Below are 16,134 nucleotides of genomic sequence, written 5' to 3'. Positions count from 1 at the left end.
CTTTTATTGGATTTTTCCCCTATTTTCGTCCCGCCTAATTTACCGGCACAATTCCACTTCCCCAAAAACCAAAAGGTCAGATTCAGCAAACTGAATCTGACCTAAAATCTCTAAGCCTTTTGGTATTTTAAGATTGGTTTACGCGCAGCTGTTGCTTCGTCCATCCTACCTACCACAGTGGTATGCGGCGCTTCTTGGACGATTTCTGGATTCTCCTCTGCCTCTTTGGCAATTTGGATCATGATGTCAATGAATGAATCGAGCGTTTCTTTAGATTCTGTTTCCGTTGGCTCAATCATGATACATTCTTCCACATTTAATGGAAAGTAGATGGTTGGCGGATGATAGCCAAAATCAAGCAGGCGTTTTGCTATATCCAACGTACGAACACCTAATTTTTTCTGTCTTCTTCCGCTTAGTACAAATTCATGTTTGCAATGCTTATCGAACGGAAGATCATAATATTCAGCAAGTCTTCTCATCATATAGTTTGCATTTAGTACAGCATATTCAGTTACAGCTTTTAAGCCATCAGGGCCCATAGAACGAATGTAGGTATAAGCACGAACATTGATACCAAAGTTACCATAGTAAGGCTTCACGCGCCCGATTGATTGCGGACGGTCATAATCAAATACAAACTCTTCTCCGCGTTTTGTAATCACAGGCTTTGGTAAATACGGAATAAGGTCTGCTTTTACACCAACAGGACCTGAACCAGGACCTCCGCCGCCATGTGGACCTGTAAAGGTTTTATGAAGATTCAAGTGAACAACATCAAAGCCCATATCTCCAGGTCTAGCTTTTGATAGAACAGCATTTAAGTTCGCCCCATCATAGTAAAGCTTTCCGCCGGCAGCATGAACGATTTCAGCCATTTCCACAATATTTTCTTCAAAAAGTCCTAGGGTATTGGGATTTGTTAACATTAAGGCAGCAGTATCTTCCCCAACCACTCTTTTTAAATCATCAAGGTCTACTAGACCAAATTCATTTGATTTTACTGTAATCGTTTCAAGACCTGCAACGGTTGCAGAAGCAGGGTTTGTTCCATGAGCAGAGTCTGGAACAATAACCTTCGTACGTTTCAAATCTCCATTGGCTTCATGGTAGGCACGAATCATCATTAATCCAGTCCATTCACCATGAGCGCCAGCTGCTGGTTGTAAAGTAACTTCATCCATTCCTGTAATTTCAATTAAATGCTGCTGCAAATCATACAACAACTCAAGAGCACCTTGAACCGAGCTCTCGTCCTGCAATGGATGAACATGAGCAAATCCATTAAAACGGGCTACGTTTTCATTAATTTTCGGATTATATTTCATGGTACAAGAACCTAATGGATAGAAACCAGAATCTACACCATGATTTCTTCTGGATAGAGCAGTATAATGACGCATAATATCAAGCTCTGAAACCTCAGGAAGTTCTGGCTCCTCACTGCGCAAATACCCTTCAGGCAGAAGACTGCTTAGGTCTAATTCAGGAACATCCATTTCCGGGAGGCTGTATCCAATTCTTCCTGGTGTGCTAGATTCAAAAATGAGTGCCTGGTCTTGGTTATGCATGCAAATCCCCCACTTCTTTAACAAGAGTATCAATTTCTTCCTTCGTTCTTTGCTCTGTTACAGCAACCAGCATATGGTTGGCAAGCTCCGGATAGTCACGTCCTAAGTCGTAACCGCCGATGATTCCTTTTTGTAACAAGGCTTGATTGATCTCTTTTACTGGCTTGTTTAGTTTCACAACAAATTCATTGAAGGAGTGTCCTTCGTAGACAACCTGAAAGCCTGCTTCTTTAAATACAGTTTTTGCGTAGTGTGCCTTCTGCAAGTTAGCCGCGGCCATTTCACGTACGCCTTTTTTACCAAGGGCAGTCATCGCTACAGATGCAGCCAATGCATTTAACGCTTGGTTTGAACATATATTTGATGTCGCTTTATCGCGACGGATATGCTGTTCACGAGCTTGTAGTGTTAATACAAATCCACGGCGGCCCTGATCGTCAGTCGTTTGGCCAACGAGACGTCCTGGTACCTTTCTCATTAACTTTGTGGTTACGGCAAAATAACCGCAGTGTGGGCCTCCAAACGCAGTAGGGATTCCAAACGGCTGCGCGTCACCAATAACAATATCTGCACCAAACTTCCCTGGAGGTGTTAATACTCCAAGAGAAAGTGGATTGCTTGAAACAACAAATAATGATTTATTAGCATGAACAATTTCTTCTAGTTCTTTTAAAGGTTCAATTCTTCCGAAGAAATTTGGGTACTGTACAATAACAGCTGCAATTTCCTCATTGGCTAATCCTTTTAATGCTTCAGTATCTGTAATTCCATCTTTAACTGGTACCTCAATTACTTCAAGATATTGACCTTTTGCATAAGTTTTTAAGACTTCCCTTGACTCAGGATGTACAGCACCTGAAACAATAATCTTTTTACGTTTCGTATGTCCTGCGCTCAGCATCGCTGCTTCAGCTAATGCAGTTCCTCCATCATACATAGAGGAGTTAGCTACATCCATACCAGTTAACTCACAGATCATTGTCTGAAATTCAAAAATGGCTTGGAGCTCACCTTGTGAGATTTCAGGTTGATAAGGTGTATAAGCCGTATAAAATTCAGACCGAGAAATAACATGGTCAACAATTACAGGCATATAGTGGTCATAAACACCTGCTCCCAGAAAGGATGCATTTGTTTTTAAATCTGCATTACGAGAAGCCATTTGGAAAAGTTCTTTCATCAAAGTAGTCTCAGATTTTGCAGCTTTAATGTTGTACTCACCTTTAAATCTAACCTTTTCTGGAATATCGCTGAACAATTCATCAACGGAGTTAACGCCGATTGTTTCAAGCATTGCCTTTTTATCTTCTTCAGTCATAGGTAAATATCGATGTTTCATAAACCTAATCTCCCCTCGTGTTTACTTTTCTCGTTTATAAAAAGGTGTTGGTACTACTTTCGCCTTTAAGCGTTTTCCGCGAATTTCAACTTCTATTTCTGATTCTAAACCTGCGTATTCTTTTTTAATTAACACAAGTCCAATATTCTTTTTCAAAGATGGTGATTGCGTCCCGGTTGTCACCTCACCAATAAGTTCCTCACCTTTATAGACAGGGTAACCATGTCGTGGTATTCCACGGTCAATCATTTCAATTCCTACTAATTTTCTTGCTGCACCCTTTTCCTTTTGCTGCTTAAGTACTTCTTTACCAATAAAATCTGCTTCTTTATTTAACTTAACTGCAAAGCCAATTCCAGCTTCAAGCGGAGTGATTTCAGGAGACAATTCTTGGCCATATAGTGCAAGAGTCGCTTCAAATCTGAGCGTATCCCTGGCACCTAAACCACAAGGAACTACCCCTTCCTCTTCCCCGGCAGAAAGAATCGCTTTCCAGAGTTCAACAGCATCTGAGGAATCGCAATATATTTCAAAGCCATCCTCCCCTGTATAACCAGTTCGTGAGATCAGTGCATTTTTCCCATCAATCGTTACTTTCTCTTGGAACTTAAAGAAGCCAATTGTACTAAGATTAGTATTACCTGCTAGCTTTTGAAGGACTTTTTCAGCAAGCGGACCTTGCAGCGCCAATTGAGCCATTTTTTCAGATAAATTTTCAATCGACACATTACCCTCTAAATGATCCTCAAGCCATTTATAGTCCTTTTCGATATTTGAGGCATTAACAACTAGCAAATAATGATTGTCCTCTATTTTATAAACGAGCAAATCATCAACAGTGCCGCCATTTTCATAGCACATTGCATTATATTGTGCTCCGCCATTATTAATTTTTGAAATATCATTCGTTAACATCTTTTGCAAGTAGTTTAAGCTGTCTGGACCCTTTACTTCTACTTCCCCCATATGAGAAACATCGAATAAACCAGCCTTAGTACGGACAGCTTCATGTTCTTCCTTAATGCTTGAGAATTGAACAGGCAGCTCCCAGCCTCCAAAATCAATCGTTTTCCCACCATATTGCTTATACACTTCAAATAATGGTGTACGTTTTAATTCAGTCATCACGAATCCCCCTTTTGATGTTCCATTTTTTAGACTACAGCGCATAAAATAACAAAAAAGGACAGAAACCTCCCTTTACTAAAAAAAGAAGGTCTCTGTCCTTGCACCTGAAAGTTTACCTAAGCTCGGCTTTCCCCTTTGGTGGCTGCTCTTTTAGTCAGCACTCTCCAGAGCTGCGTCAAACAAGAGTTCTTTTGCCTGAGAGATTCACACATTGTGCTTGCTCCTTCGGCGCTACATAAGTAGTCTCTCCCCTTGTCATCATCCGCATTATAATATTTTCACATTCGGGTCATACTAAAATATACATCTGAAAAAATTTTATTTTATTGCAATAATTAAAACATTCAAATCTATTTCCATCCTACCATTAAAGCATAAGGTGAGCAATAAATTTTTTGTGCATGAAGGAGCTGAAAACATGACAGTTGAAATAGAATTTGATTCCTCCTGGCAGGATGAATTTTTACATAGGATTGAGAATGATGGACCATGGGGAAATTGGGACCTTTTTAAACTGGCAGTCGGAGTTGAAAAACATCTGATTATCAATGAATTTGAAGGCCTGCAAGCACCTAATCATTTACCGAATTTGACGCCGCTTCCCCACCAGCTGGAAACGGCAAAACAAGTAATTGAGAATATGAATGGAAAGGCCATTCTTGCTGATGAAGTTGGGCTTGGAAAAACGATAGAAGCGGGTCTTATTTTAAAAGAATACATGATTCGTGGACTTGTAAAAAAAGTTCTCATTCTTGTCCCAGCTTCCTTAGTAACCCAATGGGCTTATGAATTGAATAGTAAATTTTTTATACCTGCGGTTTCTCAAAAGAAAAGCTATGTTTGGGAACAATGCGATGTTGTCGTTTCGTCAATAGATACTGCAAAACGGGATCCACACCGCGATATTATCTATAAACAGGACTATGATTTAATTATTATTGATGAGGCTCACAAACTTAAGAACAACAAGACAAAAAACTATGAGTTTGTACAAAATCTTAAAAAGAAGTTTTGTCTGCTTCTCACTGCTACACCTATTCAAAATCGAATTGGTGAAATTTTTAACCTCGTATCCCTATTAAAACCTGGCCATTTAGGCAGTGAAACAGCATTCTATGATAAATACAAACGGGATGCACGCTCATTAAATGATAATGAGCATTTAAAAGAGTTGGTTAATAAGGTAATGATTCGAAACCGACGTGCGGATACAGGCATTGAATGGACCAAAAGACATGTTGAAACTATACCGATTGAATTTACACCCGAGGAAAAAGAATTGTACCAAGCTATTACTGATTTAAAGAGCGAAGGCGATTGGGTCCAAACAAGTGCATTCTCGGTGATGACCCTGCAGAGGGAAGCCTGCAGCAGCAGGGAAGCAGTTTTTTATACACTAAAAAACATGCTTCAGAAAAAAGAAAACCCTACGAAGGAGTTTCAAGACCAGATTCAACATTTAATTTCAAAAGTGGAAGCTGTTTCTAGCAACTCTAAAGCGGAAAAGGCTTTAGAATTGATTCAAAAAATTGATGATAAGGTAATTATTTTTACTGAATACAGAGCAACCCAAATGTACCTCCAATGGTATTTAAAACAAAACGGGATATCATCCGTTCCGTTCCGCGGGGGCTTTAAACGAGGTAAAAAAGATTGGATGCGTGAGCTATTTCAAAAGCATGCACAAGTACTCATCGCAACTGAAGCGGGTGGAGAAGGTATTAACCTTCAATTCTGTAATCATATAATAAATTTCGATTTACCATGGAATCCAATGAGATTGGAGCAGAGAATCGGGAGGATCCATCGTCTAGGGCAAGAAAAGGATGTAATGATCTACAATTTTGCAATTCAGAACACAGTGGAAGAACATATATTAAAGCTTCTATATGAAAAAATTGAACTATTTGAAAAAGTAATAGGTGATTTAGACGATATTTTAACGAAGTTAGACTTTGGAAGTATTGAAGATCATCTAATTGATATTTTTGGACAATCCTGCTCTGAGGGAGAAATGCGGATTAAGATGGAAAATCTTACATCAATGATTGATTTAGCTAAAGATATGCAGAAGGAGGATTCACATGCAGCAGCTGGAAATTCATAATTTTCTGATACGCTATTTTCTGGCTAATGAATGTGAAATAACAGAAAATGGTCCAGGATACCTAACGGTTCAATTAACAATCGAACTCGATAAAGAATTAATGAACCGACCTTTTTATTGGCATTACTTAGAAAAAACGGGCGGAATACCTAATCCGATGAAGCTTACGTTTATTACGAACCCTCAGATAGTACCTGAACATATTAAGGGAGAAACCGTTCATTTTGGTTCTCCTCGCCTGCACCAAATTTTTCAATCAACCAAAAAGCTGGCAAGCTATATCAGGCTTTATGAGAATCACCTTAATGGTCAACAACAAACTCCATTAATGCCTTGGCTTTGCATGAATGTTAAGATCTCGTATCAATGCGACCGTAAGCGGGATATTTATAAATCAATTGGTTTGCAGCTTATTAATGGACAAATGATTGAGGATTTTCATGAGCGACTGCAGAATGTCCAACTGACACCGAAAATACCGGATTATTCGTTTACTCTTTCACCTCTTGTTAAGCCAAAAAGCGGAATGTCGAGAATCGAAAACTATCTGAAAGCTGTAATTAATGAAGATGACCATACGTGGGCCGAGGAAGCTCGGAAACGCTGGGAGCAAGATTTGCGTCTTCTTGATCATTTTTACGAGGATGTGGAAGAGGAAAATGAAAATTATGAAACAGAGAAAAAAGCCTTGCAAGACCAATATGAACCAAAAATAAACATTTCATTTATAAATGGTGGATTGTTTTATTTAACCGATAATGCTGTGTAAAAGAGTAAAGAAGCAGTTTTTGAATCTGCTTCTTTACTCTTTTCTTCTTCTGTTTTTCACTTCAATATAAAATATATAGGGAAGAATCCCGAACCAACGATACCAAAAAGACGCTCTCGTTTGTTTTCTTTCTTCCCTGAGCCTTTTTCTTTCATCTTTTGGCTGGTCCGCATATTTAACAAGAGTTTGAGTCATATATTTCACGTAATCATTTGTTTTCATGGACACACCTGCCTTCATTCTTCACTAAAAGTATGTCCATATTTTAATTTTTCAAACAACTAGTACGCTTAATAAATTTCAGTCCACTTTATCATTTTTTTAGAAGTAATATCGAAAAAACCGCGTCCTACTACTGTTTCACCAGTATGCATTTTAAGAGTAAAGTTGATTTTCTGTATAGTTCCAATTGGAATGTCAGCTTGAAATCCCATGCTTCCGTTTAAATAGGTAAATGTACCTTTTGATGGGATTACACCTCCCAATTGCATGATTTCTTCAACTTTTTTAACCGAAGAATGAAAATAATACTCCTCCTGTAGAATTAGGTTAGTTTCATGAGCCAGCTTCCTTTCGGTTAACAATTGATCGACACGAAAAGAAAAGAGTGAAAGAAATAGGAGAAGCATTGCTAACGTTAATGGGTACGTAAACCCTTGTTCGTTATTCTTCATACAATCGGAACCCATTGAATATAGGGATACACTACAACAATGTATTCTTTCCCCCAAACATCTAATACGATTATTTTCACGGAGTTATTTATCCTGATAAAAGTGACGGAAGATACATTTTGTAGTAATGTCTCGTGACCCAAAGAATTGACACGCCTTCTAATGTTACTCCCATATTTCTCGTAGTTAATCGTTTCATTATTATTCGTCAGCACGAGTCTCCCTGATACAACATCGGCTTTAGAGCTAATACGAATCTCTTTTTTGATCTGGCTGCAAAAAACATCCCATTCCATATTCTGAAGCCTTCCAGTTGAGTCATTATTATCTAAAATGATATGAAGAACAGGAAGCATGAAGAATGCAATGATCATAAAAATCGAAAAAGCAAAAAGCACTTCAAGGAGCGTAAAGGCTTTTTCATTCAGGTACTTTACAAATTTCGGTTCCTCGAAGTAAGGCAGTTTCATCAACCTTCACACACACCTCCTTTTCAATACCTGACAAATGATTCCAATAAATCTTATATTCAGTTCCATTATGAAAGATCGAGTAATTTGAGCTTGTTCTCACATCTGTTAAATTTGCTTGGAGTTCTTCAAATAAAAACTGTTCTCCTTTTTTATCCCTTACTAGCTGTTGAGATTGGTTGGATAAATCTATTAATAATGGCATAAAAAACATGCCCATCATAAACCATGCAGCAAGCGATAATAGGAGATCAAGTAAAAAGAATCCATTACTCTTCCGTAACATAAAACCGTCCCTTTCCAATCAAAAGAATGAATCGATAATTGTTTTGTTGTGTCCGAATAAATAATGTACCGAATCTGTCTACATTTCCATTTGGGTTAAACTTAAAGACTAATTGTATCGATCCTTGAGTCACAGTAATCATTGGAGAATGATTTCTTTCAACTAGCTGTTTACTGCCTGTAGCGATTGTGTACATGTGCTCATGTTCATAAAAGATCACTTTTACTTCTATCTGATGAGCAATAGCATACTGCTGACCATAATATAAATCTGCTTTTAATTGGGAAATAAAGGCCTTATCAATAGTTGAATAATATTGAGGTTTTATGTTAAAGGCAGTTATAGAGGAGATAATTAGAAAGATGGAGAGAACAATCAAAGATTCAATTAATGTAAATCCCTTTTGACATTCGAGCATTACGTTGTAGGTACTGCCGTTACTTTTCCTTCTGAATCAATTTGTATACTCTTTGTTCCATTCGGACAACCAGCATCTTCAATAAGATATCCATCTGTAATTAGATTTGCCATCGTTGGCACCTTATTATTTTCCATAATATAAGATTGTACCTGCGCTTGAACCATTTTCACAAATGCCTGACAGCCTTTGTTGTTAATGTTGGTATTATGCCTTGCTACATTTGGGATGGTTACAATTAATAAAACAGAGATAACCAGCATAACAATCATCATTTCAACAAGAGTAAAACCTTTTTCATTTTTCATCATCATTCATTCCTCCATTTTAATATTTTATCTTGTTCCGAATGGCCGTCCTTTTTCCTAAATTCCTTCTAATAGCTGGAACATTGGGAGTAAGATGGCTAAGTACATTGATACAACGAGAAACCCGATAAAGAGATATAGTATAGGCTGAATCGTTTTTAGGCATTTTTCTATTCTTTCCTCCATATTTAAAACACAATGCTGACTGAAAAAAAGTAACTCTTGCTCCAATTTTCCATTTTCTTGTCCATGTTTTATGATCATCGGGAATTCTCTTTCAAAGAATGAAAAGGAAGATAAGATAGACTCTAGTTTCTCACCAGTTAAAAGCTTCTCCTTAATTTCCAATCCCAGCTTGCTATAAAAAGGCTGTCTAGTATTCTTCTCAAATAATAGCAAGGCTTCTAACACGGAAATTCCACCTGCTAAAAGGAAGCTTAGTTGGACAGCAAAATAATGGGTAAATAATAATCGAAGGATTTTTCCTGCCACTGGTATTCTTACAAGCTGTGAACGCTGCTGCAGGATGGAGATTTTACTAAATACAAAAACATAATAAATGGCACCTATTGCCACCAATGATAGGAAGACCATCATTACGAATGGAAAATAAACTTTAAATGAGGAAAGTACCTTCATAAAGAAATTAGCTTCAAGCCTCATTGAGGCGAAGATGTCTGTAAATTTGGGCAGCAATGATTGTTGGACAAATACAAACAAAAAACTAGTAATAACAAAAAGCAAAGCTGGATACTGTAACAGTTTCAATAATTTTTTTCTATCTTTCTCTTTTACTATTGCCAAATTACTTCCTTCCAAGAGTGCTTCTGCGAAGCTGCCATGCTGTTCCGCAAAATAGACGTAACCAATTAAGTCTTTTTGAAATCCTAAATTACTTAGAACATCCTGAAAGGATATCCCATTTCTCAAATCGACTAAACATTGATACAGCTCCTCCTTTCGATTCTTAGGTAAATGCAAAGATATTGATTCAATTGCTTCTGCAATTGGGTAACCCCGTGCCAATAATTCTCCTATCCGTTTTAATAAGAGAGCCTGCTCATTAATCGGCCAATTATGTCGCTTCATGTTCATACACCAAGCGTTCATATTCAGATTCTTTAATATAACCTAAAGCTATCCCTTTCTTGATTACTTCCCTTACTGTGGTGTACCGTGAAATAATATTTTCACCTTTTGCTTCTTTCATGGCAGCATTAAGGTTTCTCCCTGATAGAAGTTCAAAAACACTTGCCCTCTTCCATCTTCCATATGAATAACAGAATGGTGAACACTCCCCTTGACAATAGGGACATGTTAATTCTACTAATCGCTGTGCAGTTACAGCAATTAAGGTTTGTTCTACTTCTAGCCAATTTACACCAAATTCACGGAGACGATAAACCGCACCCTTTGCATCTCTTGTATGCATGGTTGAAAGAACTAAATGCCCCGTCAATGCAGCTCGGACTGCAATCTTCGCTGTTTCCGCATCACGAATTTCCCCCACCATAATAATGTCTGGATCATGACGTAGAATGGCCTTTAAACCGGCCGCATAGGTCACACCCGCTTTTTCATTCACTTGTATTTGTAAAACAGAATCGTAGTTTTTTTCGATGGGGTCTTCAAGTGTGATTACATTTCGATGAAAAAGATGTGCGGTTTCATTTAAAAGGGAATATAATGTGGTCGTTTTCCCAGATCCAGTCGGACCTGTAAATATTATGAGCCCGTGTGCATGTTTTAGGAGAGCGAGTAGCTTTCTGGTCATACCAGGGAAAAGTGAGAGTTGATGAAAGGGAATCTGTTCTTGTTGGGGCAGAAGTCTAATAACAAGACTTTCTCGGTTGTTAGAAGGAAGGGTTGATAGTCTAAGACCCATTAGTTTTCCGTCCACCTCACAAAAAATAGCACCGCTTTGAGGGCGTCGTCGTTCTCCTATGTCCATATTTGCTGTGAATTTAAAATGTGAAATTAATCTGTCGCATTCATCTTTTGGAAGTGATAACCGGGGGATGAGTTTGTTGGTTAAGCGGATTTGAATAAGTGTGTCTTTTTTCCTGGGAACAATGTGAATATCAGTTGCTTGATTTCGAGCTGCATCTGTAATAATTCTATTTGCTAGTATTTCGATTGCACTTACAATAAATAACACCACCTTTTTATTTTGTCTTTGCAATTATTCGACACCTTTCAAGATTTTCCTTCATTAATCATCCTGTTTGAAAATATTTTTTACTTTTATCACTACTAATTCTACCGAAAAATAACCCTTGACAAACAACGTGTATATACCCTGTTTAACCTTTGTATAAGCAATGGTCTCCAAGCACTCGGCAATTGTGAACATTTTCTAAACATATAGTGTTAACATTGTTAACCTCATTCCCATGTTTAAATAGCTGTATTATAATTGGATTAAATTATGGGGGTTCGAGGTGAACAGTGATGGAACAAACATTAAAGATAACAAATGTTTTATCAGATCCAACCAGGTACTACATTTACCAATACATTACAAAACGTCATCAAGAAGTGACAGTACAAGAGGTTGCAGAGAATTTTAATATCCATCCGAACGTTGCAAGATTACACTTATCTAAGCTTGAGGATGTTAACATGTTAGCATCTGAAACTAAAAAGACAGGTAAAGGCGGCAGACCAAGCAGGTTATACCGTTTATCAGATGATGTTATTCAATTGCACTTTCCGTTCCGGGATTACATGTTATTATCCAAAGTAGCCATCTCTACCATGCTGACATTGGGTGAAGCAGGTAAACAGGCACTATACTTAACTGGGAAGCGATTTGGTACAGAAGTTATTGAACAAGAACTAGCAAAAAAATCTTTTGGAGAAGAAATAGATTTTGATCAGAAATTAACAATACTCAAAAGTGCAGCCACTTTAGCTGGGTTCTATCCAGAATTTGAAGCAAATGGAGATCAAACAAAAATCTACTTCCAGATCTATAATTGTCCCTTCAAAGAAGTCGCAGAGGAGCATGAAAGTGTTTGTGCTATGCATCATGAGTTTCTAAAAGGAATGTTTGAAGCTTTATTTGAATCCGTAGAGTTAGTTGAGAAGGATAATATCATTGCTGGTTGTGAAACTTGCTCCTACCAGGCACTAGTTACAAACTAATTTGAAACTTTATTTACTTTTGAACTCCTTTTCTTTATAATATTGCATGATGGTACTGTAGGGGAAAAGGAGGGATACATATGGATCGCATGTTCAGAGTTTTGGGTTTCTGGACGGGTATATTTACCGTAATGTTCTATCTAGGAGATATGGATAAGACTGCAATGCTATTCCTAGCCCAAACTGGATTCTTTGTTTTGTTAAGCTATCTTAAACTTTCCGAACGTATGTATATGTATGTTTTCGGAGCATATTTAACCGTATTCTTCGCAGGCTTCACTTATTGGACAACATTTATGATGCCGCTTGGTGGAGTTGGAGGACATTAAGAAGTAATCAACATAAAAAACACCGGAGTTCTTCTCCGGTGTTTTTTATTCTTCTTCAAAATGATCCGTATTAATAATACCTTTCTGTTGAATGATCAAATGAAAAAAAGAACTTATTCCAGATGGCATAATTAAACTCCTTATTGCACGGTTTCGTTTGCTAACCTCTGAAAAAGGATTAGGGTCGTAATGGTTTTCTAATTCCTTTAAGATTCCTGCTTTTAATAAAAACTCATCCTGTCTTAACTTGGAATGAAATACTAACTCCGCTTGCTCACCCTTTTGAATAAACCAATCGAAATGAATGTGTGTTGTTATATCCATTTCTCCAGGATGCTCCAAAACATCATCAATCATCTGATGCTGATAATACCCTCTTAAACTTCCCTTCATTCTTGAAGGATGCTTCCAATCTTCTTTCGTATATCCATAATCAGCGGTCACTACCAGCCCCTTCGTTAATACCCTCGATATATCCAGAATCATGCCTTCCATTAACAAAGGCACTTCTATTCGCTGATTATCTTTTAGTTCCAGCATACTTTCCTCTAAAAAGGAATAAATGGCTGGATTGGTTAATAAAACCTTCTCTTCATATAAGGTTTCATTCTTTATTCCTACCATAACCTCGTATAATTGACCGTTCTCTTTCTCTATGACATGAACGGGCAGGGCATCAAATAATTCATTTGAAAAAACCATCCCTTTAAAACACCCTAGTTCATCTAGGTGGTTTACTTGGATTACCTTATGGTGAGAGGGGATCAATTCATTCTGTAATTTCAGATGATATGGACTGCTTTCTACAATCATATAATTGATTGGTGTTTTGATGGAATTCTCCCATTCCTGTAAAAAGGCATGGGCAAAACGTCCATTGCCGGCCCCAATTTCACAGAAATTCGGTTCAAGATCATGCTTTTTATAAACACTTGCAAACCATTTCGCAACCATTCGGCCATAGATATCGGAAATATTACTTGTAGTAATAAAATCACCTTTACTGCCAATTTTCTGTTTATCTTTCATATAGTACCCATAATCAGGATGGTAGAGAACTGCTTCAATGTATTCTGCATAGGAAATTAAGTTCGTTGGTGAGCTTGAAATTAAACTCTTTAAGTAGGTAATCATAAAAGCTCCTTTATGTAGGTTTACATCATTGACATAGTGAAAACTTTATTATATTGTTATTCTAGTAGCTTAACGATATCCCCTCCCATTTTTAATATGAATAGAACGTCCCCCAGAAAAACCCTTCTCATTCGAGAAGGGTTTTTCTTTGTTTACAATGAACAATGAATTAAAACCCATTTAAAAATGGATTACTATCCATCTCCTCTCCAATCGTGGTTATTGGTCCATGTCCTGATAATACCGTTGTTTCTTCAGGTAAAAATAATAATTTTTCATGAATGCTCTTCATTAGAAGTTTATGATTACCACCTGGCAGGTCTGTTCTGCCAATGCTGCTCTTGAATAACGCGTCCCCTGATACAACAAATCCCTCTGACTCAAAGTAATACGACACGCTTCCAGGAGAATGTCCTGGAGTCTCAAAGATAGAAAACGTGAAATTACCAATTGTTATCGTTTCTTCTTTTTTTAAGATGAAGTCTGCTTTTTTCATTTTCATTAACTCTTGCATTTGAAAAAACTTAGAACCATTTAATGCAGGATCTATCAGCCAATCTTCTTCCTCTTCATGTATATAAACCGGAATATTATAATGATCTCTTATCTCATCAACAGCGCCGATATGGTCGAAATGTGCATGTGTTAAAAAAATAGCAATTGGATTAAGCTCTCTTTTTGATAACCACTTTATTAGCTTTTTCCCTTCGCTCCCTGGATCAAAGATTAAACAGGATTTGTCAGGACTTTCAACGACGTAACAATTTGTTTGTAATACTCCCAACGGGATTTGTGACCATTTCATTTCTAACATACCTCCAACTATTTTACGTTACTATTATTTTACACTATGTAAGCTTCATTGCTAACCTTTTAGCCCTCGACAAATGATTAAAAAGAATATAAAATAAGAATCGAATGTATATAATATTCTTACATAACTCTTAGAAATGTGTTGGGCTAAGCCCAAGTATTATCTAATAAAGGGGGCTTTATTAATGGGAGTAGTTATTATTTTTGCTTTGGTAGCATTACTTGCTGCTTATGGTGCATTCACTGCCCTAAAAAATAAAAATTTATTAGGAGCATTTTTTGCAGTAGGTACATTGGCGGTTTTTGGCTGGTTTGCAATCATGACGCTTATTGAAAGTGGTTTCCCTACTGGTACACACTAAACAAAATTGAAAGACTGCCAACTGGCAGTCTTTTTATTTTTCTATAAGCTCCCTTAATTCTTCTGTTTCTAAATCAATGACTTTTTCAAAACGATTACCGTACAGTGCAAATTTGCCAGAAGGGGATAACAAAATTGGTTCATTCTTCAGGCCATTCAAAATAACGTTTTGTTTGCCGTTATTAATATCATAGGAAACAAGCTCAAAACCTTCACGGTAAGCATCAGCCTCTGCACTTTTCACTGGTTTAAGGGTAAGAAACTCTCCTTTACTGACATTTAAATCATTGTAAGGGACCAACCAGCCGGAAAACATTGATAAATGAGGAATCGAAAAAGAATTTACTATCCTTTTGTCCTCATCATAAAAAGTATAAGTAGCCTGTAACTGTTCATCATCCTTAACCGTAACAGTCATTAAAATGTCATTGAAAGCTGCGAATTGAAGTACATCTGTAAATATTTCTTCCCCCGTCTCAGCACGTAAACTTTTCATCATGAGGGGAGCAAAAAGAGATGGTCCATCATCATTCCAATTCAGATAGGCAACTTCCTCATTTCCCAGCCATTTAACAAATGGTTGAGGAAGTGTTAGTTCAGTTGTCTCTCTTTGCTCAATGTCTAAAAGCAACATTTGAAATGTCCAATCTTCATTAAAAGTTGAGATGAGTATCTGAGACTCATTAAATGGGTTCCATTCAAAAGCTAATTCATATGATGGTATAGCTTGTTTCAAGATTTCTGAGCCCTCTAGAGAGAGGATGGTAACTTGTCCTTCATACGTAGAAGGGGATGATTGAATAAGTATATTCTTTTTTGATGGGCTTGTCTGTAAAGTGACAATTGGGACTTCACTCTTATAAAGTAATTCACTACTGCCTGTTAAAAGATTATAAAGATAAACAGACGATGTTTGTTCAAGATTGGTAATATAAAGTATTTGATGGTCGGAATACCAGCCGCCAACTTTGTAAAATTCACCTTCTGGAATTTCAATGGGGAGTTTCCATGTATCTTCAGGTTGTGCGGGCGGGACATTTTCCTTGTCAGTATCTTTAGAAGGGCTGGGTTCGGCATCTTGTTGATGTGCGCACGCACTAAAAAAAGAGGCAAAAACGAGCAAAAATATAATTTGAAAAATAAATTTTATTAGTAAAGTACATTTGCTAAAGCTCATTTTCCCCCTCCCTCCAATTTCTTCACATTAATTAGTACGTTTATTTTACAGAAATGTTTCAATAATTACAGAACATTCTTGAAATAAGAAAAAAGTCGCATAC

The 16,134-nt window shown here is 37.2% G+C and carries 19 protein-coding genes and 1 riboswitch; of the genes, 5 read left to right on the top strand and 14 right to left on the bottom strand.

All coding sequences use genetic code 11. From position 1 onward, the window contains the following. Nucleotides 1-110: 110 nt before the first annotated feature. Genes gcvPB through gcvT form a run of 3 tightly spaced genes read right to left on the bottom strand, consistent with a single transcriptional unit; the run spans nt 111 to nt 4,035 of the window. Entirely contained in the window at nt 111-1,571 is a 1,461-nt protein-coding gene (gene gcvPB, locus ACN6MT_RS13075) for an aminomethyl-transferring glycine dehydrogenase subunit GcvPB (RefSeq protein ID WP_063251300.1), read from the bottom strand. Further along, nucleotides 1,564-2,910 carry an aminomethyl-transferring glycine dehydrogenase subunit GcvPA gene (gcvPA, locus tag ACN6MT_RS13070; RefSeq protein WP_419956143.1) on the bottom strand — a complete coding sequence of 449 codons (1,347 nt, stop codon included), beginning with the start codon at nt 2,908-2,910 and terminating at the stop codon, nt 1,564-1,566. The genes gcvPB and gcvPA overlap by 8 nt, the downstream gene beginning before the upstream one ends. A 21-nt stretch (nt 2,911-2,931) precedes the next feature. Then, on the bottom strand, nt 2,932-4,035 hold the full coding sequence (gene gcvT / locus ACN6MT_RS13065; protein WP_419956142.1) for a glycine cleavage system aminomethyltransferase GcvT: 1,104 nt from the start codon (nt 4,033-4,035) through the stop codon (nt 2,932-2,934). Between the two features lie 176 nt (nt 4,036-4,211). After that, a riboswitch (glycine riboswitch) is annotated at nt 4,212-4,300 on the bottom strand. A 156-nt stretch (nt 4,301-4,456) separates the two neighbouring features. On the opposite strand from gcvT, the gene ACN6MT_RS13060 reads away from it, so the two are divergent. Then, the gene (locus tag ACN6MT_RS13060) at nt 4,457-6,145 is read left to right on the top strand and encodes a DEAD/DEAH box helicase (RefSeq protein ID WP_419956141.1); all 1,689 of its coding nucleotides are present in this window, start codon (nt 4,457-4,459) and stop codon (nt 6,143-6,145) included. After that, complete coding sequence (locus tag ACN6MT_RS13055) at nt 6,123-6,914, top strand: YqhG family protein (RefSeq protein WP_419956140.1); 792 nt, start codon at nt 6,123-6,125, stop codon at nt 6,912-6,914. The genes ACN6MT_RS13060 and ACN6MT_RS13055 overlap by 23 nt, the downstream gene beginning before the upstream one ends. Before the next feature lie 33 nt (nt 6,915-6,947). On the opposite strand, the gene ACN6MT_RS13050 is transcribed toward ACN6MT_RS13055, so the two are convergent. The 8 genes from ACN6MT_RS13050 to comGA all read right to left on the bottom strand — a co-directional run bounded on the left by ACN6MT_RS13050 (nt 6,948) and on the right by comGA (nt 11,252). Beyond that, entirely contained in the window at nt 6,948-7,136 is a 189-nt protein-coding gene (locus ACN6MT_RS13050; RefSeq protein WP_063251304.1) for a YqzE family protein, read from the bottom strand. Between the two features lie 68 nt (nt 7,137-7,204). Further along, the gene (comGG, locus tag ACN6MT_RS13045) at nt 7,205-7,588 is read right to left on the bottom strand and encodes a competence type IV pilus minor pilin ComGG (protein ID WP_419956139.1); all 384 of its coding nucleotides are present in this window, start codon (nt 7,586-7,588) and stop codon (nt 7,205-7,207) included. Beyond that, nucleotides 7,585-8,058 carry a competence type IV pilus minor pilin ComGF gene (comGF, locus tag ACN6MT_RS13040; protein WP_419956434.1) on the bottom strand — a complete coding sequence of 158 codons (474 nt, stop codon included), beginning with the start codon at nt 8,056-8,058 and terminating at the stop codon, nt 7,585-7,587. Before comGF ends, comGG begins: the two co-directional genes overlap by 4 nt. Then, nucleotides 8,009-8,344, bottom strand: a complete 336-nt coding sequence (locus ACN6MT_RS13035; protein WP_419956138.1) for a hypothetical protein — start codon at nt 8,342-8,344, stop codon at nt 8,009-8,011. The genes comGF and ACN6MT_RS13035 overlap by 50 nt, the downstream gene beginning before the upstream one ends. Then, nucleotides 8,328-8,762 carry a competence type IV pilus minor pilin ComGD gene (gene comGD, locus ACN6MT_RS13030; RefSeq protein WP_419956137.1) on the bottom strand — a complete coding sequence of 145 codons (435 nt, stop codon included), beginning with the start codon at nt 8,760-8,762 and terminating at the stop codon, nt 8,328-8,330. Before comGD ends, ACN6MT_RS13035 begins: the two co-directional genes overlap by 17 nt. Beyond that, nucleotides 8,762-9,070: a competence type IV pilus major pilin ComGC gene (gene comGC / locus ACN6MT_RS13025; RefSeq protein WP_419956433.1), complete on the bottom strand. Its 309-nt coding sequence runs from the start codon at nt 9,068-9,070 to the stop codon at nt 8,762-8,764. Before comGC ends, comGD begins: the two co-directional genes overlap by 1 nt. Before the next feature lie 57 nt (nt 9,071-9,127). Further along, entirely contained in the window at nt 9,128-10,159 is a 1,032-nt protein-coding gene (comGB, locus tag ACN6MT_RS13020; RefSeq protein WP_063251308.1) for a competence type IV pilus assembly protein ComGB, read from the bottom strand. After that, nucleotides 10,146-11,252, bottom strand: coding sequence for a competence type IV pilus ATPase ComGA (comGA, locus tag ACN6MT_RS13015; RefSeq protein WP_305802696.1), 1,107 nt, complete (start codon nt 11,250-11,252; stop codon nt 10,146-10,148). The genes comGB and comGA overlap by 14 nt, the downstream gene beginning before the upstream one ends. A 269-nt stretch (nt 11,253-11,521) precedes the next feature. On the opposite strand from comGA, the gene ACN6MT_RS13010 reads away from it, so the two are divergent. Both ACN6MT_RS13010 and ACN6MT_RS13005 read left to right on the top strand, forming a co-directional pair. Further along, a complete protein-coding gene (locus ACN6MT_RS13010; RefSeq protein ID WP_063251309.1) occupies nt 11,522-12,217 on the top strand; it encodes a helix-turn-helix transcriptional regulator in 696 nt (231 codons plus the stop codon). Nucleotides 12,218-12,297: 80 nt separating this feature from the next. After that, nucleotides 12,298-12,546: a DUF2626 domain-containing protein gene (locus ACN6MT_RS13005; protein ID WP_063251310.1), complete on the top strand. Its 249-nt coding sequence runs from the start codon at nt 12,298-12,300 to the stop codon at nt 12,544-12,546. A gap of 45 nt (nt 12,547-12,591) precedes the next feature. On the opposite strand, the gene ACN6MT_RS13000 is transcribed toward ACN6MT_RS13005, so the two are convergent. Together ACN6MT_RS13000 and ACN6MT_RS12995 are read right to left on the bottom strand one after the other, a co-directional pair. Further along, entirely contained in the window at nt 12,592-13,680 is a 1,089-nt protein-coding gene (locus ACN6MT_RS13000; RefSeq protein WP_419956136.1) for a class I SAM-dependent methyltransferase, read from the bottom strand. Between the two features lie 169 nt (nt 13,681-13,849). Further along, nucleotides 13,850-14,485, bottom strand: a complete 636-nt coding sequence (locus ACN6MT_RS12995; RefSeq protein ID WP_419956135.1) for an MBL fold metallo-hydrolase — start codon at nt 14,483-14,485, stop codon at nt 13,850-13,852. Nucleotides 14,486-14,678: 193 nt separating this feature from the next. Between ACN6MT_RS12995 and ACN6MT_RS12990 the strand changes: the two genes are divergently transcribed. Next, nucleotides 14,679-14,855 (top strand): DUF2759 domain-containing protein, encoded by a 177-nt coding sequence (locus tag ACN6MT_RS12990; protein WP_082799349.1) that lies wholly within the window; start codon nt 14,679-14,681, stop codon nt 14,853-14,855. Between the two features lie 33 nt (nt 14,856-14,888). Here the strand turns inward: ACN6MT_RS12990 and ACN6MT_RS12985 are convergent, their stop codons facing one another. Next, the gene (locus tag ACN6MT_RS12985; protein WP_419956134.1) at nt 14,889-16,031 is read right to left on the bottom strand and encodes a hypothetical protein; all 1,143 of its coding nucleotides are present in this window, start codon (nt 16,029-16,031) and stop codon (nt 14,889-14,891) included. Nucleotides 16,032-16,134: the final 103 nt, after the last annotated feature.

It is taken from the genome of Neobacillus niacini (assembly GCF_048572935.1).
In the GTDB taxonomy this organism is placed as follows: Bacteria; Bacillota; Bacilli; order Bacillales; family Cytobacillaceae; genus Neobacillus; species Neobacillus niacini.
The sequence above is the reverse complement of the archived record's forward strand: the minus strand, read 5'-3'. Positions and strand labels throughout refer to the sequence as shown.